Origin of the sequence: Rhodococcus sp. AD45-ID (assembly GCF_003023755.1) — a bacterium.
GTDB classification, from domain to species: Bacteria; Actinomycetota; Actinomycetes; order Mycobacteriales; family Mycobacteriaceae; genus Rhodococcus_F; species Rhodococcus_F globerula.
Genome location: NZ_PYHL01000002.1, coordinates 1,107,715 through 1,127,368 on the forward strand (window position 1 = coordinate 1,107,715; position 19,654 = coordinate 1,127,368).

20 protein-coding genes are annotated in these 19,654 nt (G+C 60.4%); 7 read left to right on the top strand and 13 right to left on the bottom strand.

The window, feature by feature from the left end:
* The first annotated feature begins 136 nt into the window (after positions 1–136).
* Positions 137–946: a hypothetical protein gene (locus tag C7T36_RS30225; RefSeq protein ID WP_045067562.1), complete on the top strand. Its 810-nt coding sequence runs from the start codon at positions 137–139 to the stop codon at positions 944–946.
* On the top strand, positions 943–2,004 hold the full coding sequence (locus C7T36_RS21405) for an ABC transporter substrate-binding protein (RefSeq protein ID WP_045067563.1): 1,062 nt from the start codon (positions 943–945) through the stop codon (positions 2,002–2,004). The genes C7T36_RS30225 and C7T36_RS21405 overlap by 4 nt, the downstream gene beginning before the upstream one ends.
* A 334-nt stretch (positions 2,005–2,338) precedes the next feature.
* On the opposite strand, the gene C7T36_RS21410 is transcribed toward C7T36_RS21405, so the two are convergent.
* From C7T36_RS21410 to C7T36_RS21420, 3 genes are read right to left on the bottom strand one after another with little or no spacing between them, the layout of a single operon-like run.
* Positions 2,339–2,935 (bottom strand): CHAP domain-containing protein, encoded by a 597-nt coding sequence (locus tag C7T36_RS21410; RefSeq protein WP_106939785.1) that lies wholly within the window; start codon positions 2,933–2,935, stop codon positions 2,339–2,341.
* A 27-nt stretch (positions 2,936–2,962) separates the two neighbouring features.
* On the bottom strand, positions 2,963–4,522 hold the full coding sequence (locus C7T36_RS21415; RefSeq protein ID WP_033236163.1) for an MDR family MFS transporter: 1,560 nt from the start codon (positions 4,520–4,522) through the stop codon (positions 2,963–2,965).
* 32 nt (positions 4,523–4,554) lie between these two features.
* On the bottom strand, positions 4,555–5,187 hold the full coding sequence (locus C7T36_RS21420) for a TetR/AcrR family transcriptional regulator (protein ID WP_033236164.1): 633 nt from the start codon (positions 5,185–5,187) through the stop codon (positions 4,555–4,557).
* A gap of 111 nt (positions 5,188–5,298) precedes the next feature.
* Between C7T36_RS21420 and C7T36_RS21425 the strand changes: the two genes are divergently transcribed.
* On the top strand, positions 5,299–5,643 hold the full coding sequence (locus tag C7T36_RS21425; RefSeq protein WP_045067564.1) for a zinc ribbon domain-containing protein YjdM: 345 nt from the start codon (positions 5,299–5,301) through the stop codon (positions 5,641–5,643).
* Positions 5,644–5,652: 9 nt separating this feature from the next.
* On the opposite strand, the gene C7T36_RS21430 is transcribed toward C7T36_RS21425, so the two are convergent.
* The 4 genes from C7T36_RS21430 to ppk2 form a co-directional block, all read right to left on the bottom strand.
* Complete coding sequence (locus tag C7T36_RS21430) at positions 5,653–5,898, bottom strand: hypothetical protein (protein WP_045067565.1); 246 nt, start codon at positions 5,896–5,898, stop codon at positions 5,653–5,655.
* A gap of 17 nt (positions 5,899–5,915) precedes the next feature.
* On the bottom strand, positions 5,916–7,631 hold the full coding sequence (locus C7T36_RS21435) for a SulP family inorganic anion transporter (protein ID WP_045067567.1): 1,716 nt from the start codon (positions 7,629–7,631) through the stop codon (positions 5,916–5,918).
* Positions 7,632–7,712: 81 nt separating this feature from the next.
* Entirely contained in the window at positions 7,713–10,499 is a 2,787-nt protein-coding gene (locus tag C7T36_RS21440; RefSeq protein WP_045067568.1) for a cation-transporting P-type ATPase, read from the bottom strand.
* A gap of 31 nt (positions 10,500–10,530) precedes the next feature.
* Positions 10,531–11,397 carry a polyphosphate kinase 2 gene (ppk2, locus tag C7T36_RS21445; protein ID WP_033236169.1) on the bottom strand — a complete coding sequence of 289 codons (867 nt, stop codon included), beginning with the start codon at positions 11,395–11,397 and terminating at the stop codon, positions 10,531–10,533.
* Between the two features lie 190 nt (positions 11,398–11,587).
* Here ppk2 and C7T36_RS21450 point away from each other — a divergent pair, with 190 nt between their 5' ends.
* Positions 11,588–11,800 carry a three-helix bundle dimerization domain-containing protein gene (locus C7T36_RS21450; protein ID WP_033236170.1) on the top strand — a complete coding sequence of 71 codons (213 nt, stop codon included), beginning with the start codon at positions 11,588–11,590 and terminating at the stop codon, positions 11,798–11,800.
* Between the two features lie 224 nt (positions 11,801–12,024).
* Positions 12,025–12,405: an SHOCT domain-containing protein gene (locus tag C7T36_RS21455; RefSeq protein WP_033236171.1), complete on the top strand. Its 381-nt coding sequence runs from the start codon at positions 12,025–12,027 to the stop codon at positions 12,403–12,405.
* Positions 12,406–12,731: 326 nt separating this feature from the next.
* Here the strand turns inward: C7T36_RS21455 and C7T36_RS21460 are convergent, their stop codons facing one another.
* Both C7T36_RS21460 and C7T36_RS21465 read right to left on the bottom strand, forming a co-directional pair.
* Entirely contained in the window at positions 12,732–13,568 is an 837-nt protein-coding gene (locus tag C7T36_RS21460) for a CPBP family intramembrane glutamic endopeptidase (protein ID WP_033236259.1), read from the bottom strand.
* A 112-nt stretch (positions 13,569–13,680) separates the two neighbouring features.
* Positions 13,681–14,391 (bottom strand): hypothetical protein, encoded by a 711-nt coding sequence (locus C7T36_RS21465; protein WP_033236172.1) that lies wholly within the window; start codon positions 14,389–14,391, stop codon positions 13,681–13,683.
* 237 nt (positions 14,392–14,628) lie between these two features.
* On the opposite strand from C7T36_RS21465, the gene C7T36_RS21470 reads away from it, so the two are divergent.
* Complete coding sequence (locus C7T36_RS21470) at positions 14,629–15,048, top strand: DUF1622 domain-containing protein (protein WP_033236173.1); 420 nt, start codon at positions 14,629–14,631, stop codon at positions 15,046–15,048.
* A gap of 49 nt (positions 15,049–15,097) precedes the next feature.
* A complete protein-coding gene (locus C7T36_RS21475; RefSeq protein WP_045067570.1) occupies positions 15,098–16,534 on the top strand; it encodes a DUF2252 domain-containing protein in 1,437 nt (478 codons plus the stop codon).
* A gap of 26 nt (positions 16,535–16,560) precedes the next feature.
* On the opposite strand, the gene C7T36_RS21480 is transcribed toward C7T36_RS21475, so the two are convergent.
* The 4 genes from C7T36_RS21480 to C7T36_RS21495 all read right to left on the bottom strand — a co-directional run bounded on the left by C7T36_RS21480 (position 16,561) and on the right by C7T36_RS21495 (position 19,524).
* Positions 16,561–17,208, bottom strand: coding sequence for a maleylpyruvate isomerase family mycothiol-dependent enzyme (locus tag C7T36_RS21480; RefSeq protein ID WP_045067571.1), 648 nt, complete (start codon positions 17,206–17,208; stop codon positions 16,561–16,563).
* Positions 17,201–17,917: an ATPase gene (locus C7T36_RS21485; RefSeq protein ID WP_045067573.1), complete on the bottom strand. Its 717-nt coding sequence runs from the start codon at positions 17,915–17,917 to the stop codon at positions 17,201–17,203. Before C7T36_RS21485 ends, C7T36_RS21480 begins: the two co-directional genes overlap by 8 nt.
* A 2-nt stretch (positions 17,918–17,919) precedes the next feature.
* Complete coding sequence (locus C7T36_RS21490) at positions 17,920–18,528, bottom strand: helix-turn-helix domain-containing protein (protein ID WP_045067574.1); 609 nt, start codon at positions 18,526–18,528, stop codon at positions 17,920–17,922.
* Between the two features lie 75 nt (positions 18,529–18,603).
* Complete coding sequence (locus C7T36_RS21495; RefSeq protein WP_045067575.1) at positions 18,604–19,524, bottom strand: neutral zinc metallopeptidase; 921 nt, start codon at positions 19,522–19,524, stop codon at positions 18,604–18,606.
* Positions 19,525–19,654: the final 130 nt, after the last annotated feature.

Here is a 19,654-nt window from a genome sequence, read left to right on the forward strand (position 1 = left end):
GTACGGTCGACCGTTATGCGAATGTTAGCCTACGCTAACCTAAATCCTGACGTGATGGTGAGAACCCACTCACCACGCAACGGCCTCAACGAATTGGGCCATCAGGAAGACCCGAGCGCCTAACGGAGACGACGCGATGAGCATTCAGACGGACTACGACCTCGATGAGTCGAGAGACGAGGACGTCGGTCGCCATCCACAAACCGCCGCGCCGCGCCGCGGCGTTCATTGGCCGACAGTCGCGGTGTCCACGTGTGCGGCAATGGTTGTGGGGATTGCGATCCCCGGACTCGTTCTGTTTGGTATGAACCTCGGCGACCAGGAACGTCAAGTGGTCGTGACCATGGCTTCTCCGGCGGGGGCTGGCACCGCGGGCTCGACCGCCGCTGCGGCCAACGACGGCGTCACGGTGCTCGAACCTCAGGTTCCGGCGCCGGCGGCCGCCCCCGCACCTGCAGCGTCGGCGGCGGTCAGCGCCCCGGCAGCGGGCGCAGCACCTGCCTCGGCCAGCGCTCCGGCGGCGAGTGCCGCGCCGGCGGTTGCATCGGCACCCGAAGGGCCGTCGACGCCGGACATCGCCGAACTGAACAGTCAACTGCAGCGCGGCCTCAACTCGGCGACAAGTGACGCGGACGTCGCCTCCGCACTCGAAGGCGGCGCGGCCGGCGTGCCCACCGTGCGCGCTGTGGGAAGCGCCTTGAACATCGCGGCCGGAATCTACCGCTGGGATCTCACCGACCCGGTCACGGTGACCGACGAGGTGGCGCGCGCCCAGCTCGTGACCTCGTTGCCCGGCTCTGCGCCGGGACAAGCGACCCTCAAATGGTATTGGATCGACGGGCAGTGGAAATTGAGTAACGACAGTCTTTGTTTCCTGGCGCATCGCGCTATGGCCACGTGCACCGTCCCGGGTAATCCCGGCGGACCGAATGGACACCCGCTGTGAAGCGCGCACTCTCCGCCGCATTTGTTGCCCTCGCACTTCTCCTGACCTCGTGCGGCGGGAACTCCCTCGACACTGCCGAGGGGGAAACAGTCACCGTCACCGGCAAATTCGGTGAAGCCCAGGTACCACTCGGCGCCGAGCGGGTGCTCCCGTTGTCGCCGCAGGACGCGGACATGGTGATCTCGATGGGTGTCGCACCCATTGCACTGCCCACCGATACGAACATTCTCGTCTCGACAAACGGCGTCGGGGCGTGGCCTTGGCAGGTCGATGCATTGGCCGACATGGGGTATCAGGTGTTGCCGCCGAACCCCGGTGGTGGCGTCGACGCGCTGTTGTCCGCCGGTGACAAGGAGATTCCGACACTGCTGTTCGAGGGTGACCCGCAGTCGTACGTCGAACAAATTGTGGCCCTTGATCCTGACGTCATCGTTGCCACGGGGCAATGGAGTCTCAATGAGCGTGCCTATGAGCAGCTTTCGAGCATTGCCCCGGTCGTGCATTTCGATGAACAGGCAAACGTGGAACCGTGGCAGGACTCGACGCGCAAGATCGGCAAAGCACTCGGTCGAGAGGATGAAGCGCAGGCCGCCGTCGGATCGGCCGAAGCCGACCTGGCTGCCGTCCGCGCAGCGCACCCAGAATTCGAGGGCGTGAATTTCAACGCGGTGATCGGAGATCTGAACGGGCAGCTGTACATCCTCGCCGGTGAGGATCGCGGTATCGGAATGCTCATGAATGACTTGGGTTTCCAACTGACCGACTGGGCGCAGACAGTGCCGACCGATGCTGACGGGCGAGGAGTGATCAGCTACGAGTATGTCGCCCAACTCGACACCGACATCGCGGTTGTCATCTCACCAGCGGGGGACATCGACTACATGCGCGACAACGAGCAGTGGCGTAATCTGTCTGCAGTCCAGCGCGGTTCGGTTGTGTCGATTGCCCGCAACTCCGGAGTGCCGAATGCCCTTGGATTTCCGTCCCCGATTTCGCTGCCGTGGGGAGCGGACCGAATCACCAACGCGCTGAGCACCGCAGTCTCACGTGCTTCGTGATCCAAGCGGACGTGAATCTCCAGGTGTAGACAGCGCGTAGTAGCTCCGAGTCAGGGGAGTCGTCTCGCTTGCAGTCACATCGTCGGAAGGGTTGGCAGAGCATCTGCCAGCCATTCCGTTTTGTGGGAAGAGCGGCCAGGTTCAGCTAGATCAGATTGGCGAATTCCCTTTGGCGGAAAGTTTCATTCGCAAAGGCAAATAGTCAGTGGGCGACGGAAACAGGTAATTTACCGAATAAATTTCCGAAGTTCGATCGACCCAACGCACACCAGAAACTGACCATGTCACCAACCCTCCACTCACATCGCAACATCTACGAGAAGGGAGTTGGCCGTCAGAACGACCCGAACCCCACGATGCCGGCGACATCATCAGGGTTGAACCGGTGAAGCATCACTGAATTGTTCTCGTTGCCGCCGACGGTGGTGACAATGCCGGCGTCATTGCGGAGCACGATGTTGACGTGCTGCCCGAAGGGGCTGGAATCGTCGTACAGAATCGTGTCGCCGGTCTTCAGTCGATAGTCCTGACCGAGCGGCACAAATGTTCCGACGGATTCGTAGTACTCCTGCAGTGTGTAGACGCCGGGGATTCGCCACGAACCGGAATTGGGGTTCGAATACGGCATGCCGATTTTGTTCATATTCCAACTGACGAAGTCAGCGCACCAGGATTCTTCGACACCTTCGGCATACGTGGTGCCGGGTGCACCGGATTCCCATTCCTTCTCGAGTGTCGCCAGTAGTTCACTCTGTGACTGACTGAGTGTGCTGCGGTCGAGGGTGGGGAAGGCGTCGAGTGTCTCGCCGGCAAGCGCGTCGTTGCTACGCGTGACCCACCAGAATCCGCCGGCGATGACAATTGCCAGCACAGCGCAGAATCCGACCAGAACCACAAACGTGGATCTGGTCGGATTCTTGTCTGCTGACATCACGCCACAATAGCGAACAATCGGTTTCTACTCGATCGGCGCGGCCGAGCGGTCGATAGTGGTGGCCAGCGGCTTCTCCTTGACGAAGAGCAGGAGGATCACCGCTGCGACTACCAGCGGAACGAGGTACATGAAGATCGGGGCGAGCGCGTCGTTGTAGGCGCCTACGATGATTTCGCGGATTTGATCCGGCAATTTCCAGAGGATTCCCGGAGTCAACGAGTTCTCTTCACCGCCGACACCGCCGCCGCCGGCTGGCAACCGCTCCGCGAGCAGATTCGACAACCGGGATGCGAAGAGGCTGCCGACGATCGCGCTACCCAATGAGGCGCCGATCTGGCGAAAGAAGTTGTTCGACGCTGTTGCGGTGCCGACTTCGGCTGCGGGGAAGGTGTTTTGAACGATCAGGATCAGGATTTGCATGACCAGACCGAGACCGACACCCATGATCGCGATATAGATTCCGAACACGACAAGTGAGGTCGACGGAGTCAGCCTGGAAAGTAAGACCAAAGAGACGGCGACGATGGACGTGCCGACGATCGGAAAGGCCTTGTAGCGCCCGGTCTTGCTGACGATCTGCCCGGAACCGATCGAGGACACCAGCAGTCCCGCCATCATCGGAATCATCATCAGGCCGGCTTCGGTGGCGTTCTTGCCGGTCACCATCTGAATGTACGTAGGAAGGTAGGCGAGAGCGCCGAACATTGCGATGCCGATGATCAGTCCGGCGGTGGTGGTCAGTACGAAGTTGCGCTCCGAGAACAGATGCATGGGAATGACCGGTTCGGTTGCTCGTCGCTCGACCATGACAAAGGCAATTGCGCTGACGATGCTGCCGATGATCAGCCCGATGATGACGGCCGAATCCCAGTCGTAGGTGTTGCCGCCCCATGTCGTGAACAGGATCAAGCAGGTTGCCGAGGTTGCAACCAGGATCATGCCGGGGTAGTCGATGGACGGCTTGCCAAGCTTGGGCTTGGGTAGATGCAGGAAGGCCGAGGCACTGGCTATCGCGAGCAGACCCAACGGGACGTTGATCCAGAACGCCCACCGCCAACCGATGCCTTCGGTGAACCAACCGCCCAGGAGTGGGCCCGCAACCGACGCGAGGGCAAAAACGCCGCCCATCGCGCCCATGTAGCGGCCGCGCTGCCGGGCCGGAACGACGTCGGCGATGATGGCCTGCGACAGCAGAATAAGACCGCCGCCGCCGAGTCCCTGAACTGCGCGGCCGGCGATGAGCGTGGTCATGTCGTGGGACAAACCGCCGATCACAGAACCGACGATGAAAATGCTGATCGCACCGATGAACAGCCCTTTGCGGCCGATCAGATCGCCCATTTTTCCGTAGACCGGCATCATGATCGTCGACGCCAGGATGTATGCCGTTGTCACCCACACCATGTGGTTGACGCCGTTCAGTTCGCCGACGATGGTGGGCAACGCCGTGCTGAAGATCATCTGGTCGAGGGATGCCAGAAGCATCGTGATCATCAGGCCGACGAACACCAGGATGATGGATCTTTTGTCCGACGTGGTGTCGGGTTCGTCTGCGCTTGTGGGTGCAGCTTCTCGAGTGGACATAGGGCTCCTTGGTGACGAGAGCGGTAGACGAGCTAGTGGGCGGACCGCAGGATGTGGGCCATCAACGTCAATGCGGGATCCACGAGTTCGGCTCGCGGACGATCTCTTTCGCTTTTCTGCCAGGCACGAAACACGTATCGCATCGAGGCTCCGGCGATGATCACGGTGGCGGTGGCCTCATCGGCCGCCGCCATATCGGCGGGTAGTCGACCATGGGTTGGTCGTTCGAGTAGTTCCTCCGTGAGCATCCGGGTGAGCGTGTCCTCGAGTTCGTGGAACGTGGCCAGATGCTGTTGGAGCAAGGTCGGGTGTCGCTCGAACAATTGGCGTCGGTGGACGAGGAGATCGGGTCGTTCGTCCATGATCTTCATCGCTTCGGCGAAGACGGCCAGCGCTCCGTGGAGTGGGTCATTCGGGTGGGCGTCGAGTAGTTCGGAGATCACCTCTGTGGGCGGGACGACTATCGCGATTCCGCCAATCGCGGCGTCCTTGGTAGGGAAGTAGTTGAAGAATGTGCGGGTGGACAGATCGCAGGCTTCGCAGATTCGTTCCACGGTCACTTCGTCGTAACCCAGTTCCAGCACGAGTTCGACGGCGGTGCGTTCGATCAGTTCGCGTGTCGCAATTCGCTTACGTTCTCGAAGCCCTAGTGTTTCGCTACCCATGCCTTCAATAATTGCACAGAGTGCAAACTTTCATCGAGTGCAAAATATTTCCCAATCGCTGGTTATGAAGTGCAAAAGTCGGACAGACGGGGCGGCGGATAGGCTGATCGGGTGGAAGACACCTTGCCGCCGTGCCCTGAATGTTCCAGTGAGTTCACCTACGAGATGGGTGCGCTCATGGTGTGCCCCGAATGTGCACACGAGTGGTCGACGGAAGACTCGGCCGCCGAAGAAGATGGCGTCATCAAGGACGCCGTCGGAAACGTACTCACCGACGGTGACACCGTGACGGTCATCAAGACACTCAAGGTCAAGGGCAGCCCCACCGGAATCAAATCCGGCACGAAGGTGCGAAACATCCGTCTGGTCAAGGGGATCGGTGATCACGACATCGACTGTAAGGTCGACGGTATCGGCCCGATGCAGCTGAAGTCGAGCGTCGTCAAGAAGGTCTGACGAACCCCGTCAACTCCGGGGTGCTCCGCTCGCGATTCGGGATCGCTCGGCCATGCCGTCACTTTTCACGATCACGTACACCAGTCCCGACACAAAGGGGACGAGGAGTAAGAAACACACCCAGAGTGCGCGCATCCACCCCGATGTCTGACGGTCACGGAACAGATCGGCGCTGATCTCGAACAGCAGTACCAGGTAAGACAGCAGCGCGAGAGAGATGACGCTGAGCCAGAAGACCGTCCAGAAAGAATCCATGTCTCGCGCTCCCGGGATCAGTGGTCGGTCGAGTGGTTGGAGTTCCCACTTCGGCTGCGGAATTCGTTGACGGCAGCTTCGATGGTCGGGAAGAAATGCGTCGCGTCGAATCGGTCGCCGACGCCGAATCTGATGAGTTTGTCTTTGATCGGCCCCTTCATCTCGGCAAACGCCAGCCGGATCCCTTTGCCTTCGAGGTAGGTGTCGAGGTCGACCAACTCGTCGACTGCGGTGGTGTCGAGGCCGGTAATCGGCTCTGCTGCAATGACTACCCATTCGACGGGCGCCGGCGCATCGGCGACTACGGAGCGTACGTACTCGTCGAAGATCTCACCGTTTGCGAAGAAGAGGGGAGCGTCGAAGCGCACCAGCACCAGGCCGGGAATGCGCTGTCCATCTGGATGTCGTTCGACGTCGTGAAATCCCTGTAGGTGTGCGATCTCCACGAGTTCGGTGCGATGTGGCTGCCAGACTTGCGCTACCACCGCGACAAACGACAGGCCGATCGCCACGAGAATGCCCTGGAGTACTCCGACAAGTGCAACGCCGAGGAAGGCTGCGACAGCGAGGCCGAACTCCACGGTGCTCATGCGCCACATCCGGACCATTCCACCCACGTCGATCAGCGCGCAGGCCGCGACGATGACCACGGCTGCGAGTGTTGCATCGGGTAGGTACGCGGTGAGGCCTGGGGCGACGAGGACAAAGACCAGCACGGCGAGCGCGCCGACAACACCTGCCAATTGTGTATGGGCGCCGCTTTGTTCGGCTACAGGTGTTCGTGAGCCGCTCGCCGAGATGGGGAACCCGCCGAACAGTCCACCTGCCACATTGGCGACGCCGATTGCCTTCATTTCGGTGCTGCCGTTCACGTCTTCACCGTGCCGGGCGGCAAAGGTCCGGGAGAGAACGCCGGTGTCGGCAAATGCGATCAGAGCGATACCGGCCGCAGGTCCGATCAGGTGTCCTACGTCCTGCCAGCTGACGCCTCCTACGGAGGGCAGAGGGAGACCTTCAGGGAGAGCACCGACCATTCCGATGTCATCCGTGAGGCCGGCCGCGGCGGACAAAATGATTGCGCCGACGACGGCCACCAGGACTCCGGGGACAACGGGGACCCAGAGTCGGAACGCGACGATGACAGCAAGCGACCCGATTCCGACCGCGGCAGCAACGGGGTCGATATCCCCGCCTGCCACGGACTTTCCGATCTCACCTATTTCGCCGAGCAGACCGGACGCGTCAACGGAGAACCCCAGCAGTTTGGGAATCTGACCGATAACAACGACTAGCGCAATGGCATTGAGGTAGCCGAGTCGGATGGGTTTCGAGAGCAGTTCGGTGACAAAACCGAGGCGCAGGAACCCCCCGATCAGGAGGATGAGCCCGACGAGGATGGCCAGGACGCCGGCCAGGGCAAGTGCGTTGTCTTCATCGCCGACGATCGCCAGTGGCAGGATCGCGGCGGCGATAAGTGGCGCGAGCGACGAGTCTGGCCCCAGGACAAGGATTTTCGACGGCCCGACGAGTGCGTACGCGAGGAGCGGCACGATGGTGGCGTACAGGCCGGCGTATGCCGGGAGGCCAGCAGCTTCGGCATACCCCATGCCCGCGGGTATCAGCAGGGCTGTGAGGACAAGTCCGGCGGTGATGTCCGTACGCAGCCATTCGCGGTGATACCCCCGGGCCGTTGCGATCCCAGGCAGCCGACCCAGCCCCTTTGTCCACGACATATCGCGATTCCTTCCCGTCGCAGCCACAAAGCTCAGAAATCCGTTGAATCGGTCGCCCGGAGTGGGTACGACGAGTGTGCATCATTGCGCGTGAGCGCGCTGTGGGGCTACCGCAGCGGTGGGGGAGACAATGGTGTGCGACTTCAGGAGGCGTCGGCGTCGGAATGCCTTGTCCAACTCCACGACGATCGGAATGATCAGCGACCACCCGAGGCAGGCGAGCCACTGGCTACCCGTCAATGAGGTGGTCATGAGGAGATCCTGGAGTACTCCGGCCTCGACGGCGAAGACCGTGACGACGGTCGGGATAGCCAAGATCTTGAGCGCGCCGAGCACCGGTGGAATGAGGCCGGATTCCGGATCGCGGCGCATGGTCAGTCCGGCGAAGATGGAGCCCAACGACAGCACCACAAACGCCATGGTCATGGGAATATTTGCCTCGGTGGTACTCATCTCGCCTGGGGCGAGCAGCATTGCGGCAAGTGTGACGGCAAACTGCAGGATGCCGTAAGCCAGCCACTGTATGACCGCCCGTCGGTTGGCTATCGGCGTCTTGGGGTCACGGGGTGGTTTCTTCATCAGGTCCGGCGGCGGCGGGTCGAGCATGATGACCGCAACGGGGAACAGGGTGATGAAGAAGTGCTGGAACAGCACCATCAGCGGGGTGAGCGCAACACCTTCGTTGATATTGAAGATGCTCGCGGCCAGGAAGAGCAGAACCAGCGAGAACAATTTCGACATCTGGTAGCGAATGTAGGACACGATCTTGCCGTAGATATTGCGTCCCAAGCTGATTGCGGTGATGAGGGTCCCGAAGTTGTCGTCGGTGAGCACCATCTTGCCCGCCTGTTTTGTCACTTCGCTGCCTGACCCCATGGCGACGCCGATGTCGGCTTTCTTCAGTGCGGCGGCGTCGTTGACGGCATCACCCGTCATCGCGACAACCGCACCGTTTTTCTGCATGATGTCGACCAGACGCAGTTTGTCCTGCGGGGTGACGCGGCCGAAGACATGCAGGTTCGGCATTGCGTCCGACAGCTCCTCGTCGGTCATGGCTTGAAGTTCGCCGCCGCCGATCGCCCCTGGTCCCAGTCCGAGTTCGGCTCCGATCGCCGACGCGGTGATCGCGTGATCGCCGGTGATCATGCGGACATGGATGCCCGCCGTGTGGGCAGTGCGCACCGACTCGATCGCTTCCGCGCGAAGGGGATCGATGATGCCGGCCATGCCGACAAACGTGAGGTCCTCGACAAACGACATGGGGTCAGCCCCAACGGCTGATTCCTGCCCGTCGAGTCGTCGAACGGCAAACGCCAGCACCCGGAGACCCTTCTCGGACATAGCCCGGTTCGCGGCAGTCAGTTCTTCGCGGACCTCGTCGATCGGTACAGGTCGGCGGCCGGGCAGGAACGCTGCCCCGCACCGAGCCAGGACCACGTCCGGACCGCCCTTGACCAGTTCCACAAATTGGTTGCCGCCGTCCACCTGGAGATGATGGAACGTCGCCATGAACTTGTATGCCGAGTCGAAGGGAACCGTCGCGACCCGCGGGTACGTCTTTCTGGTGAGTGGGGCGTCGACGCCGATCTTTGCCGCGAGAACAACAAGCGCTGCCTCGGTGGGGTCGCCCACAACTTCGCCGGCATCGGAGACTGTGGCGTCGCTGTCCAGGCACAGACCGTAGGCAAGCAGCGTGAAGTCCGGCGGCGCCTCACCCGCGACCTGCGTGATTCTGCCGCTCTTGGCGTAACCCTCGCCCTCGACGATGTACCACCGGCCGTGGACGTACAACGACCGTACGGTCATCTGATTCATCGTCAGTGTGCCGGTCTTATCCGAGTTGATGGCGCTCGTCGCGCCGAGTGTCTCGACGTCGGTGAGGTTTTTCACGACGGCCTTCGCGTCGGCCAGCTGACGAGCTCCATACGCCAACATGGCCTGGACGAAAGTGGGAAGGCCGGTCGGGATTGCGGAAACTCCCATGGCAATACCCAGCAGGAGAAGCGTTGTCAGATCTTGGCCACGGATCACGCCGATAACCACGATGATTGTCACTGCGCCCCACGCGATGATCCCGAGTAGTTTGGTGAGCGAGTCGAGTTCGCGTTGCAACGGCGATTTGCCGGGTGCAACTGCCGACAACATCGACGCGATCTGCCCTATCTGGGTGTGCATCCCGGTTTCGGTGACCACCATGGTGGCGGTACCGCGGGTGACCGAGGTGTTCTGGAACACCAGGTTGCTTCGGTCACCCAGGGGAATGTCTGTGCTGCCCAGCGTCTTCGGATCCTTCGGGATGGGTGCGCTTTCACCGGTCAACGCTGCTTCTTGAGTTTCCAAGGTGGTGGAGGTGAGAAGGCGTCCGTCGGCGGCGACGATATCGCCCGCTTCGAGTTCGACGATATCGCCAGGCACCAACTCAGTAGCGTCGAGCTGGATCAGAGTCCCATCGCGGATTACCCGTGCTTGGGGCGTCTGCATCTTCGCCAGTGCGTCCACGCTGGCGCGGGCCTTCACCTCCTGCCGGGTGCCGAGCACGATGTTGAGTACGACGAGTACCGCAACGACGATGGCCGTGGGGATTTCGCCGATGACGATGCTGACCACAGCTACCGCGACAAGCATCAGATTCATCGGGTCCCTCAACTGCGCCAGCGCTATCGACCACATCGAGGGTGGTGGCGTCGACGCAATTTCGTTGGGCCCGTGCTGACGTCGACGGTCCACCACGTCCTCGGCACTCAGTCCCGACTCCTGATCAGAAGTCAGTGCTGCGAGGACGGATTCGGCACTCTGGGCATGCCAGGGCGTGTTCTCGGCCGGGTCTGTGTGCGCTCGATTCTGCGGCGCGGCTTCCGTGGGGCTCATGTGCCGCACGTCCTTTCCCTGGGCAGGATTTTCAGTAGGGGGTAGGAATCCAGTGCAGCGGTTGCTGGGGTGTCTTGTATCCGTCGGGGCGTTGTCGGTGTGGCAGTTTGATATCGGGATGTTCCAAAGGTTCGTACGGAATCTGACTCAGGATGTGGCTGATGATGTTGAGCCGGCCGCGCTTCTTGTCGTCGTTGACCGCGACATACCAAGGCGCCCATCCGGTGTCGGTATAGCGGAACATCTCGTCGCGGGCCCGTGAATAGTCGTACCAATGGCTGTACGACTTCAGATCGAGGCCCGACAACTTCCAGATTTTCCGCGGGTCGTCGATCCGGCTCTGCAGGCGCAGCATTTGCTGTTCCTCACTCACCTCGAGCCAGTACTTCAACAGAATTACCCCGGATTCCACAATTGCGCGTTCGACTGTCGGGATGAGCTGGAGGAATTCGTGTGCTTGCTCGTTGGTGCAGTAGCCCATGACCCGTTCGACTCCGGCACGGTTGTACCAACTGCGATCGAAGATGACTATCTCGCCGGCTGCGGGTAGATGCGGCACATACCGTTGGATGTACATCTGGGATTTTTCCCGTTCAGTCGGGGCCGGGAGGGCAACAACGCGGAAGACACGAGGGCTCACTCGCTCGGTGATCGCTTTGATCACCCCACCTTTTCCTGCAGTGTCACGGCCCTCGAACACGATGCAGACCTTGGCGCCGGAGGATTTGACCCACTCCTGCAATGCGACGAGTTCTGCGTGAACAGGCTTGAGATCACGGCGGTATTCCTTGTACTTCATCGGCTTTTCTGTCACGGCTGAGGAGGGTTCCACGCCGGCAACTCGGGGAGCTTCGAGCTCAGAGTTCTTGTGTTTCTTGTGCTTCGACTTCTTTCCCACGCTCGCTCCTCGACACCCATATTCCGGACAGTGCTTCCACGCAGGACGTTCTTGATCAAACACACCCTTTGCTTGTGTATGCCCCGTGATTGGCAAAGTTATTCCTGGCTTGATCGAATCCCGAATCGTGATGCTTTCGAATCTATTTCGAGTCTTGACGGCAGCGGGCTTCCGGACAGACGATTAGCCGATGACCGGCGACGAAGAGTTGCTCCAGGTCGAACAGGTGATTGCACGGCTGATCACCCGCTATCCGACCGTCTCACCCGCAGATATCGAACGAAGCGTGCGGATGATTCACGCACGATTCAAAAGAGGACGGATACGAGCATTCGTCCCGCTCCTCGTTGAAAAGGCGGCGCGAAGTGACATTGCCCGCGCTGCGTCCGAGATCGCTATGTAGTACCCGCTATGTAGTACCTCTGTCATTCATCTGTGGTACGTATTATCGGTACGAATTCTCGGTACGTATTACCAACGGAGATAATGCATTTCGGGAGATGCCGAGTGCCGGTCGGCTAACGGGCGGTTACCGGCGCAGTGGCAACAGTTGATTCACAAGTAGGACGTCATAGGTCGTGACCTGACTTCCTATCCGGAAACACCGACAGTACGGAGTTGGCGAAAATGGAAGGCTTCTGGGAGTTTTTCTGGTTCATGTTTGTCTGTCTCGCATTTGTCGCCTACTTGAGCGTGTTGTTCTCGATCATCACGGATCTGTTCCGAGATCATGAGATGTCAGGCTGGTTCAAGGCGATCTGGATCGTTTTCCTCTTTGTCGTGCCCTTCCTGTCGGCGATGATCTATGTGATCGTCCGGAATGACGGTATGACTCAGCGCTCGATTGCCGCAGCGCAAAAGCAGATGCAGGCACAAGGCGCGTACGTGCGCGAGGTCGCTGGACAATCTTCGGCTGATCAGATCACAGCCGCCAAGGGCCTTCTCGATGCCGGCGCGATCAACGAGGACGAGTTCCGGGCGCTGAAGGCAAAAACCATCATGCAGTGAAGACGGTGCTGCAACAGAATCAGAATACGACGACGACGTGTGTTGTGGATGACGTGTGTTGTATTCGCAACAGAATTCGGCCTGGTTCGCTGTCCTCATTCGTCCAGGCGTCAGGTGACAACCTCTGGGGTTCTGGTTACTCTCCGCGCGCGTTCAGTTACGCCTCGATGACATCGAGCGAATCTTCGGCTGAGGGAGGTAGTTTCACCGCTACGAGTACGGGTGGCGCCGAATGGTCGCCCTCCTTCCCGAATATGACGAAGCCGCCGGCACCTTACGGTGTCCGGCGGCTTCACCACATTCAGGATCGGCGAAACGAGGAGCTGTCAGCTTGTCGCGTTCGCGGGCTGTTCTTGGCTGACTCGCCCTCGGACGAAGAAGATAGCGACGACGGCGAAGAGGACCAGCAGGATTGTGATGAACGTGGCGACGACGGTGGCGCCGCTGGCTCCAGTCACGGAGGTGTCGAGTCCGCCCGTCGAGAGGATCGTTGTGGGGTCGGTGAGGCCATGCAACACGATCGCGGCCCAGATTGTGCCCGTCACGCGCATAGTCAGATACATGCACATCCCGAAACCGAACGTGTAGACGACGGTCGCCAGAACGGTTGACACTTCCATCCCGGAGATGAAGTTGACCGTGTGCATCAGCGCGAACAGCAGCGACGACACGACCGCGACGAAGCGTTCGCCATGGCCGGCGTCACGCAACATTTTCACCGCAATACCGCGGGTGAGGAGTTCCTCGGCAATGCCAACGCACACCCCGAGGGCAAGTAGCGAGATGATCTCGCCGGCTGACCACGCGCTCCAGTCGGTTCCGGTCAGGTGCGCTGCAATGGCGGCGGCTACGAGAATCGGTCCGATCCACATCCAGCCGCGGCCACGTATAGGTTGCGGGCCGAAAATACTGCGTAGCCAGCCCAGCTTCACTATGAATATCAGCAGCGCGACAGCACCGATCGCGATAGGCAATGCGAGGCCGAAAATGATGCTCGAGGCGCTTGCGACCACGTTGTCGCTATCGATCTGATCGGAGAAAACGCGCGAGATCACCTGTCCAACTGCGAGGTAGAAAGCTAGATAGACGACGACTATCAACAGCAGCTTCCACAGGGTGGGGCGGCTCCAGAAACCCGACTTTTCGGGAGTTGTATTGGTCACTGACAGATCGTACGGGATCTCCAGGAATTCGCGCGTCAATCGAAATTCGCGCTGAAGCCTCTGTCGACCAGGCCGAGAAAATTGATGTAAGTACCAGATATATTGTGCCGGATCACGATTCGTGATGGCATACCAGCATGTGGTTGGCGCCTTTTTGGAATTCGTAGTCGACCTCGACGTTACGGCCGGCGATGCCGCGAGCTCGCAGTTCGGACAGCAGCTCGACAAGTTGTGAGTACGGCTCCGCCGATCCAATCGCCACCAACGGAAAGATGCGCAGCTCTCCTGAGGTGACGCGCATCAATTCGGTAATCGCGTCGAGGTGGAAGGCGTGGTCGAGGCTGTCGGCGTAGCTGAACAACAGATGAGAGCTGAGTACCAGATCGAAGGCGTCGTCAGGGAAAGGCAGTGCGGGCAACCGACCTGGGATGTAGTGACCGGGGTGTTGGCGAATATGAGCTGCGAACTGGTGGGCGGCGTGCTGCCTGACATGTTGGTGTTCATCGGGATCAGCGAAGAAAGTCCACTCGTACTCTTCTGCGTGTGCGCGGACATATCGATTGCCTCGCTCCGTCTCCGATGTGGCAATAGTAGCGAGATTGTCGGGGCTGTTTCCGAAATAGGCTGCATCGCATGCAGTTACGTTGCCGCCGAGGTTGCTCACCGCACTGGTGAAATCCGCGGCGCCGCTGGGGCAGTCGAGGATTCGCACGGACAGGTCATCGTCGGTGAGGGCGAACATCGCCTGGTATTCGGCAAGCGAACGAGAACTGATCAGCATCTTGCCGATCCCGTCGACGCGGTTGTCATTTTCAAAGGTCATGTGTGGTCCTCACAGTAGGGGGCACCTCACTGCGTCAACCGGGATAGATGTAGGCAACGATCGTCGGCCGCGCGCGAGGCGGCCGGAAAGTGCACAGTTCAAGGCCGCAGTGAATGCGGCCACCAGAGCTGTACGAAAGTCGTCACCGGCCAATTACAGCACACGATCTGGTGGTGGGTTGGAGAGAACCGGCGCGCTTGCTCGACTTCTGAGCGATATACCTCGAGAATCAACACCATGGACACCGTGAAGTTCTTCGAGTGGGTCACCGAATTGTTCGAAGTACTCGGTGTTGTCGCGATGGTTTTCGGGTTTGTATTCGCCTTTGGCATTGCCGGCCGGTCGTGGTTCCGTACTCGCAACGGTAGTGCCGCGTTCAAGACTCTCCGCGAAACCCTCGGCGCCGTCATTCTTCTCGGACTGGAGATTCTGGTTGCCGCAGATCTAGTCAAAACCGTGACGTCGTCGCCTTCTCTGACAGATGCTGCAGTACTCGGAATGATCGTCTTGATTCGAACCGTTCTGAGCCTGTCGATTCAGATTGAGATCGACGGGGTACTTCCATGGCGCAAGGCGTTGGTGTCGAGTCCCCAATTGCTGGCCCGCGCAGCACGCGGATCAGGTGGGGACGCGACGTCCGACGCCTCGCAGCCGTAGCAAGGGCCGTCGACTCCGCAGGCCCACCGAGGACTGAAAGGTCGGGCAGATGACTGCAGTACCGGTTGACAAGGTTGCGCCAGCTGACAAGGCAGTTCCTGCGCAGCACCCCACCGTTGACGAGCGGAGGGAAGATGGTCGGCAGGCTCGCCGAGATACGCCGCTCGCGATGCTGGCCGAACTTGCCGACAGCGACCGCGACCCGATTTCACTCCTGGAATCTCAGGCCGAAGCGCGGGTGCCTGAATTGGTGCCGATTCGTTACGGCCGCATGTCTGCGTCGCGTTTCTCGTTCTTTCGTGGCGCGGCCCTGGTTATGTGCGACGACCTTTCACGCAATCGCAATTCCGACATGAATACCCAACTGTGCGGAGATGCGCATCTGAGTAATTTCGGGGTCTACGCCACGCCGGAGCGCAAACTTGCATTCGATATCAACGATTTCGACGAGACCTACCCAGGTCCATTCGAATGGGACGTCAAACGCTTGGCTGCGAGTTTGGCGATAGCGGGTAAGGACAACGGCTATTCGGGTAAGGAACGAAGGAAGATAACTGTTGGTTGTGCCGCCGAATATCGGGAAACGATGATTCGCCAGGCGGAATTGGGAAACCTTGCGGTGTGGTATTCGCACATCGAACCAGAGGACGGCCTCGAAGAACTGAGTATTCAGATCAAGAAACGAATGCTTGAACGGGCGCGTTCCACTCTCGATAAGGCACGCCGACGGGACAGCGTTCAAGCCGCGTCGAAATTCACCGAGATTGTCGATGGCAGAAGGCGATTCATCAGTGATCCACCGTTGATCGTGCCGGTCGAGGAGCTATACGACGGGCGGGATCTCGAGGATGTCGAGGAGGTGCTCCACGGACGAATTCGTTCGTACCGCAGCACCCTTCAGTGGGATCGCCGCGTGCTGCTACAGAGCTTCGAGATGATGCACATCGCGCGCAAGGTGGTCGGCGTCGGCAGTGTCGGCACGAGAGCCTGGATGATCTTGATGAAGGGACGCGACGCCGATGATCCACTGATCCTGCAGGTGAAGCAGGCGTTGCCGTCGGTGTTGTCCGGCTATGTGAACGGCCCGATATTCCGCAATGAGGGGGAGCGGGTGGTGAATGGTCAGCGGCTGATGCAGGCCAGCAGCGATATCTTTCTCGGTTGGGAGCGAGGGCCAGGTCCGGACGAGCTCGAGCATGACTTCTACATCCGTCAACTTCGCGACGGCAAGGGCTCAGCGGTGATCGAAGGCATGAAACCCGAAGGCATGGAAGCGTACGGCCGCTTATGCGCGCGGGTTCTGGCCTATGCACACGCTCGTTCGGGCGACCGCATTGCGATTGCCGAATATCTTGGCGAGGGAACGGAATTCGATCTCGCGATCAGTGAGTTTGCAGCGGCGTACACCAAACGAAATGCTCGTGATCATGCCGCACTTATGACAGCGATCGACACGGGACGGGTGACCGCACAGACCGGAATCTGACCCGCCCAGGAATTGCTGGAGGGCCGTCAGGTTGTGCAACGCTCTCGCATCGTCGCAGCACCGGGCCCGGTGAGATCGTCGCAGTACACGCGCCGACCAGCCATGGCCATGGTGAGAGCCAAGGTCGTGCCGCTGACGAGTGGACCGTCTCCAGTCGAGAATGGCCCGTCGGTCGCTTCGACGCGAAGACCTTTGATCGTGCTGCGACTGGGCACAGTGAAGTCCCGTCGAGCGTAGAAACGAGCAACTTCGGTGAGCGTCTCGACGGCTGGAATGTACGAGAGACCGAGCGGACGCCGGATGTCCTGGGCGTGGACTACCACCTCGCCGAGCCACGCCACAGTGGGCCCTGGCGCCGAGGTTCTGCTGGTGATCACCCGTCGGAACCGATCGAGGGTCTCGTCCGGGGTCGCGCCTCGGTACTCGGCGAGGCGCCGGTCGTTGTGTAGGTCGAAGTCGAACCGTGTGCCCAGGACACTGACAAGCCAACGAAGTGCACCGACGCTCGCAGCCGCTGTGAGATGCGCGACGACGTCCTCGACAGTCCACCGCCCGCACAACGACTGCTGATTCCACTGTGCCTGATTCAGGCTGACAAGCTCACCGAGCAGAGCGGTGCGCTCGGTTTCGACAGCAGACCACAGGGCGCTTCTCTGCATATCGCGCTTAGGCATAGACGCCGTCCAACCAGCCTTTCCAGCCTGCGCTGGCTGCTTCGCCGTCAGCGCCGGCTGCAAACAGGTGGTGTGCCACATCGACATTGCCGCCGAAGGCATTTCGGCCGTAGAACCGAAGTAGCGCGTCGTCGGTACGCAGTCCGACAAACCAGTCGTTGAGGTAGTCGACCACAGCAGTGATCGTGCCGATGACGGGAACGTCGAAAGTCACGGTGTCGTCGACGGCGGTGTCGGATCCGATTCCGAGTGCGCTGCGCAGAGTTGCCATCGCTGCGGGTGTGCCGGATGCTTCCGGACCTTCGGCGCTCACGTAGGTGGCGCTCTGCCCGGCGAAGTAGCGCACGTACTGGCCAAGGCTGTGGAGGTAGAAGTCTGTGTGCTTGCTTGCCCCGTCGTACTGGTTGTCCCAGTCGTCGGCAAAGACGCCGGCATGGACGTAGCGCACGACGGCCGTGCTGTTGTCGCGGGCTTCCACGAGGTATTCGAGGTGATTGAACCAGCCATCGGGGCCGTCCATGTGGATGCCGAGTTCGGTGGGCGGTTCCCAGGTAGCGATGACGGGACTGTCGGGGCGCGAGCCGTCGGCCGGAATCTCGAGAGGCGATGGGAACATCCATCCGGCAGTCTCGGCGGAGATGGCGGCCCAGATCTGCTCCTGGGTTCCGGGTACAACAACTTCGCGGCGGATTTCGAACTTCTTCGACATGGCTAGTTCTCCGATTCGGTTGAGTGTGTGGACGGTTTCAGGCTTGGGTGAAGCGCTACGACGAGGCGGTGCGGGCGGCCGGTCGCGGTGTTGCCGTCGTGGTATTTGGCAACCAGTCCGTTGACTGCCTCGCCGAGTTCGCGGGCGAAGTCCGCTCGGTCGGAGGCTGTCGCGAATGTGATGTCACTGTCGATGGCATAGGAAGCGAGGGGCTTTCCGGCGGCGGTTGCTCCGGCGATCAACTCGCCGACCTCTCGGACGACCCGCGCTGCCACCGCGACGAGCCATCGCGCCGAGAGTTGGTCTGGGAACTTCCGTGGATCCGGAGCCAGCGCGGACATCGCGGCGGGGGAGATGACGTACGACGCGGCACTTGCCTGCATGACTCGTTCGGTCATGTTTCCGCGTTTGCGTTCTTCGACGAGATGAACGAGCCCGTGTTCTTCCAGGGTTCGCAGGTGGTAGTTGACCTTTTGGCGGGTCAGTCCGACGAGGGGTGCCAGCGCAGCAGCCGACGACGGGTTCACAAGCGCGGCGAGGATTTGCTGCCGAACCGGGTCGAGTGACGCTTCCGCGGCAGCAGGTTTGTCGATGACTGCGACTTCCAACATGAGAAAACCATCCCACCGACAGAATTACTTGTCAAGACAAAATAATTTGTCGGTGGGATGGTTGTTGGGCAAGCTCTACTTGCTCAGCGCCGCGGGATTGTTCAAATCACGCGCCGAGTAGGTGTCGCATGCAGACACCTGGCCGGTCTTGTATCCGGCTGCAAACCACAACTGCCGCTGTTGGGATGAACCGTGAGTCCAGCCTTCGGGGTTGACTCGCCCGCTGGTCGACTGTTGGATCCGGTCATCGCCGACCGACGATGCGGCCGACAGTGCATCGCGGATATCGTTCTGCGACAGCGTCTTCAGGAATGGTTGGCCGGTCGCTTCGTCGGGGATGGTGTCGGCGTAATGTGCCCACACGCCGGCGTAGCAGTCTGCCTGCAGTTCGGTGCGCACCGCGCCTGACTCTGCGCCCTGCGGGTCGGCCTGCGCGCGGCTGATATCCCCGAGTTGATTCTGGATGTGGTGACCGAATTCATGGGCAACGACGTACTCCTGCGCCAAGGGGCCGGCGCTTGATCCGAATCGGTCGACCAGCAATTGGAAGAAGCTTGTGTCGAAGTACGCGGTCTGATCGGCCGGGCAGTAGAACGGACCGACTTCGCTGGTTGCCTGACCGCAACCCGTATTGACCGATCCGCTGAACAATCGCACTGCCGGGCGTACGTACGCCGTCCCAGTTTGTTTGATCAGTTGTTCTTCCCAGACGTCGTCGAGGCTACCGACGGTAAGTGTGACGCGGCAGTTCACGTCGTTGTTGGCATCGGTACCGGTGCAGTCGTCGACCGAACTGAGTTCGCTCGAGGAACTCGATGTTTCGGTGGACGTTCCCAGTGGCGAACCGGGATCTCCGCCGAACAGAAGGGCAAGAATGAGCACGATGATGCCACCGGCGCCGCCGCCGATTGCCACCTTGCTGCCCCGGCTACCGCCCCCGCCGCCTTGAACCTGAACGCGTCCCGCTTCACCGCGGGCCCCCTCGTTGAAGGTCATCTATGTCCGCTTTCTGCTGTCGTGAACAAGTGCTTGCCGTCACTTCTGGTGGATAGCTTCGCATGCGAGGCGGGTGCGCGTTTCCGGTCTGGGCTGTTCGCTCCGTAGGATCGCAGGCAAAGTAGTCGGT

What these genes read in the sequence shown, in the direction of transcription:
- C7T36_RS21455 (WP_033236171.1), top strand. Translation starts at nt 12,025, where the DNA reads ATGGAAGGCTTCTGGGAGTTTTTCTGGTTCATGTTTGTCTGTCTCGCA.
- C7T36_RS21475 (WP_045067570.1), top strand. Translation starts at nt 15,098, where the DNA reads ATGACTGCAGTACCGGTTGACAAGGTTGCGCCAGCTGACAAGGCAGTT.
- C7T36_RS21465 (WP_033236172.1), bottom strand. Translation starts at nt 14,391, where the DNA reads ATGACCTTTGAAAATGACAACCGCGTCGACGGGATCGGCAAGATGCTG.
- C7T36_RS21410 (WP_106939785.1), bottom strand. Translation starts at nt 2,935, where the DNA reads ATGTCAGCAGACAAGAATCCGACCAGATCCACGTTTGTGGTTCTGGTC.
- C7T36_RS30225 (WP_045067562.1), top strand. Translation starts at nt 137, where the DNA reads ATGAGCATTCAGACGGACTACGACCTCGATGAGTCGAGAGACGAGGAC.
- C7T36_RS21440 (WP_045067568.1), bottom strand. Translation starts at nt 10,499, where the DNA reads ATGAGCCCCACGGAAGCCGCGCCGCAGAATCGAGCGCACACAGACCCG.
- C7T36_RS21415 (WP_033236163.1), bottom strand. Translation starts at nt 4,522, where the DNA reads ATGTCCACTCGAGAAGCTGCACCCACAAGCGCAGACGAACCCGACACC.
- C7T36_RS21470 (WP_033236173.1), top strand. Translation starts at nt 14,629, where the DNA reads ATGGACACCGTGAAGTTCTTCGAGTGGGTCACCGAATTGTTCGAAGTA.
- C7T36_RS21480 (WP_045067571.1), bottom strand. Translation starts at nt 17,208, where the DNA reads ATGCCTAAGCGCGATATGCAGAGAAGCGCCCTGTGGTCTGCTGTCGAA.
- C7T36_RS21495 (WP_045067575.1), bottom strand. Translation starts at nt 19,524, where the DNA reads ATGACCTTCAACGAGGGGGCCCGCGGTGAAGCGGGACGCGTTCAGGTT.
- C7T36_RS21430 (WP_045067565.1), bottom strand. Translation starts at nt 5,898, where the DNA reads ATGGATTCTTTCTGGACGGTCTTCTGGCTCAGCGTCATCTCTCTCGCG.
- C7T36_RS21450 (WP_033236170.1), top strand. Translation starts at nt 11,588, where the DNA reads ATGACCGGCGACGAAGAGTTGCTCCAGGTCGAACAGGTGATTGCACGG.
- C7T36_RS21485 (WP_045067573.1), bottom strand. Translation starts at nt 17,917, where the DNA reads ATGTCGAAGAAGTTCGAAATCCGCCGCGAAGTTGTTGTACCCGGAACC.
- C7T36_RS21435 (WP_045067567.1), bottom strand. Translation starts at nt 7,631, where the DNA reads ATGTCGTGGACAAAGGGGCTGGGTCGGCTGCCTGGGATCGCAACGGCC.
- C7T36_RS21490 (WP_045067574.1), bottom strand. Translation starts at nt 18,528, where the DNA reads ATGTTGGAAGTCGCAGTCATCGACAAACCTGCTGCCGCGGAAGCGTCA.
- C7T36_RS21420 (WP_033236164.1), bottom strand. Translation starts at nt 5,187, where the DNA reads ATGGGTAGCGAAACACTAGGGCTTCGAGAACGTAAGCGAATTGCGACA.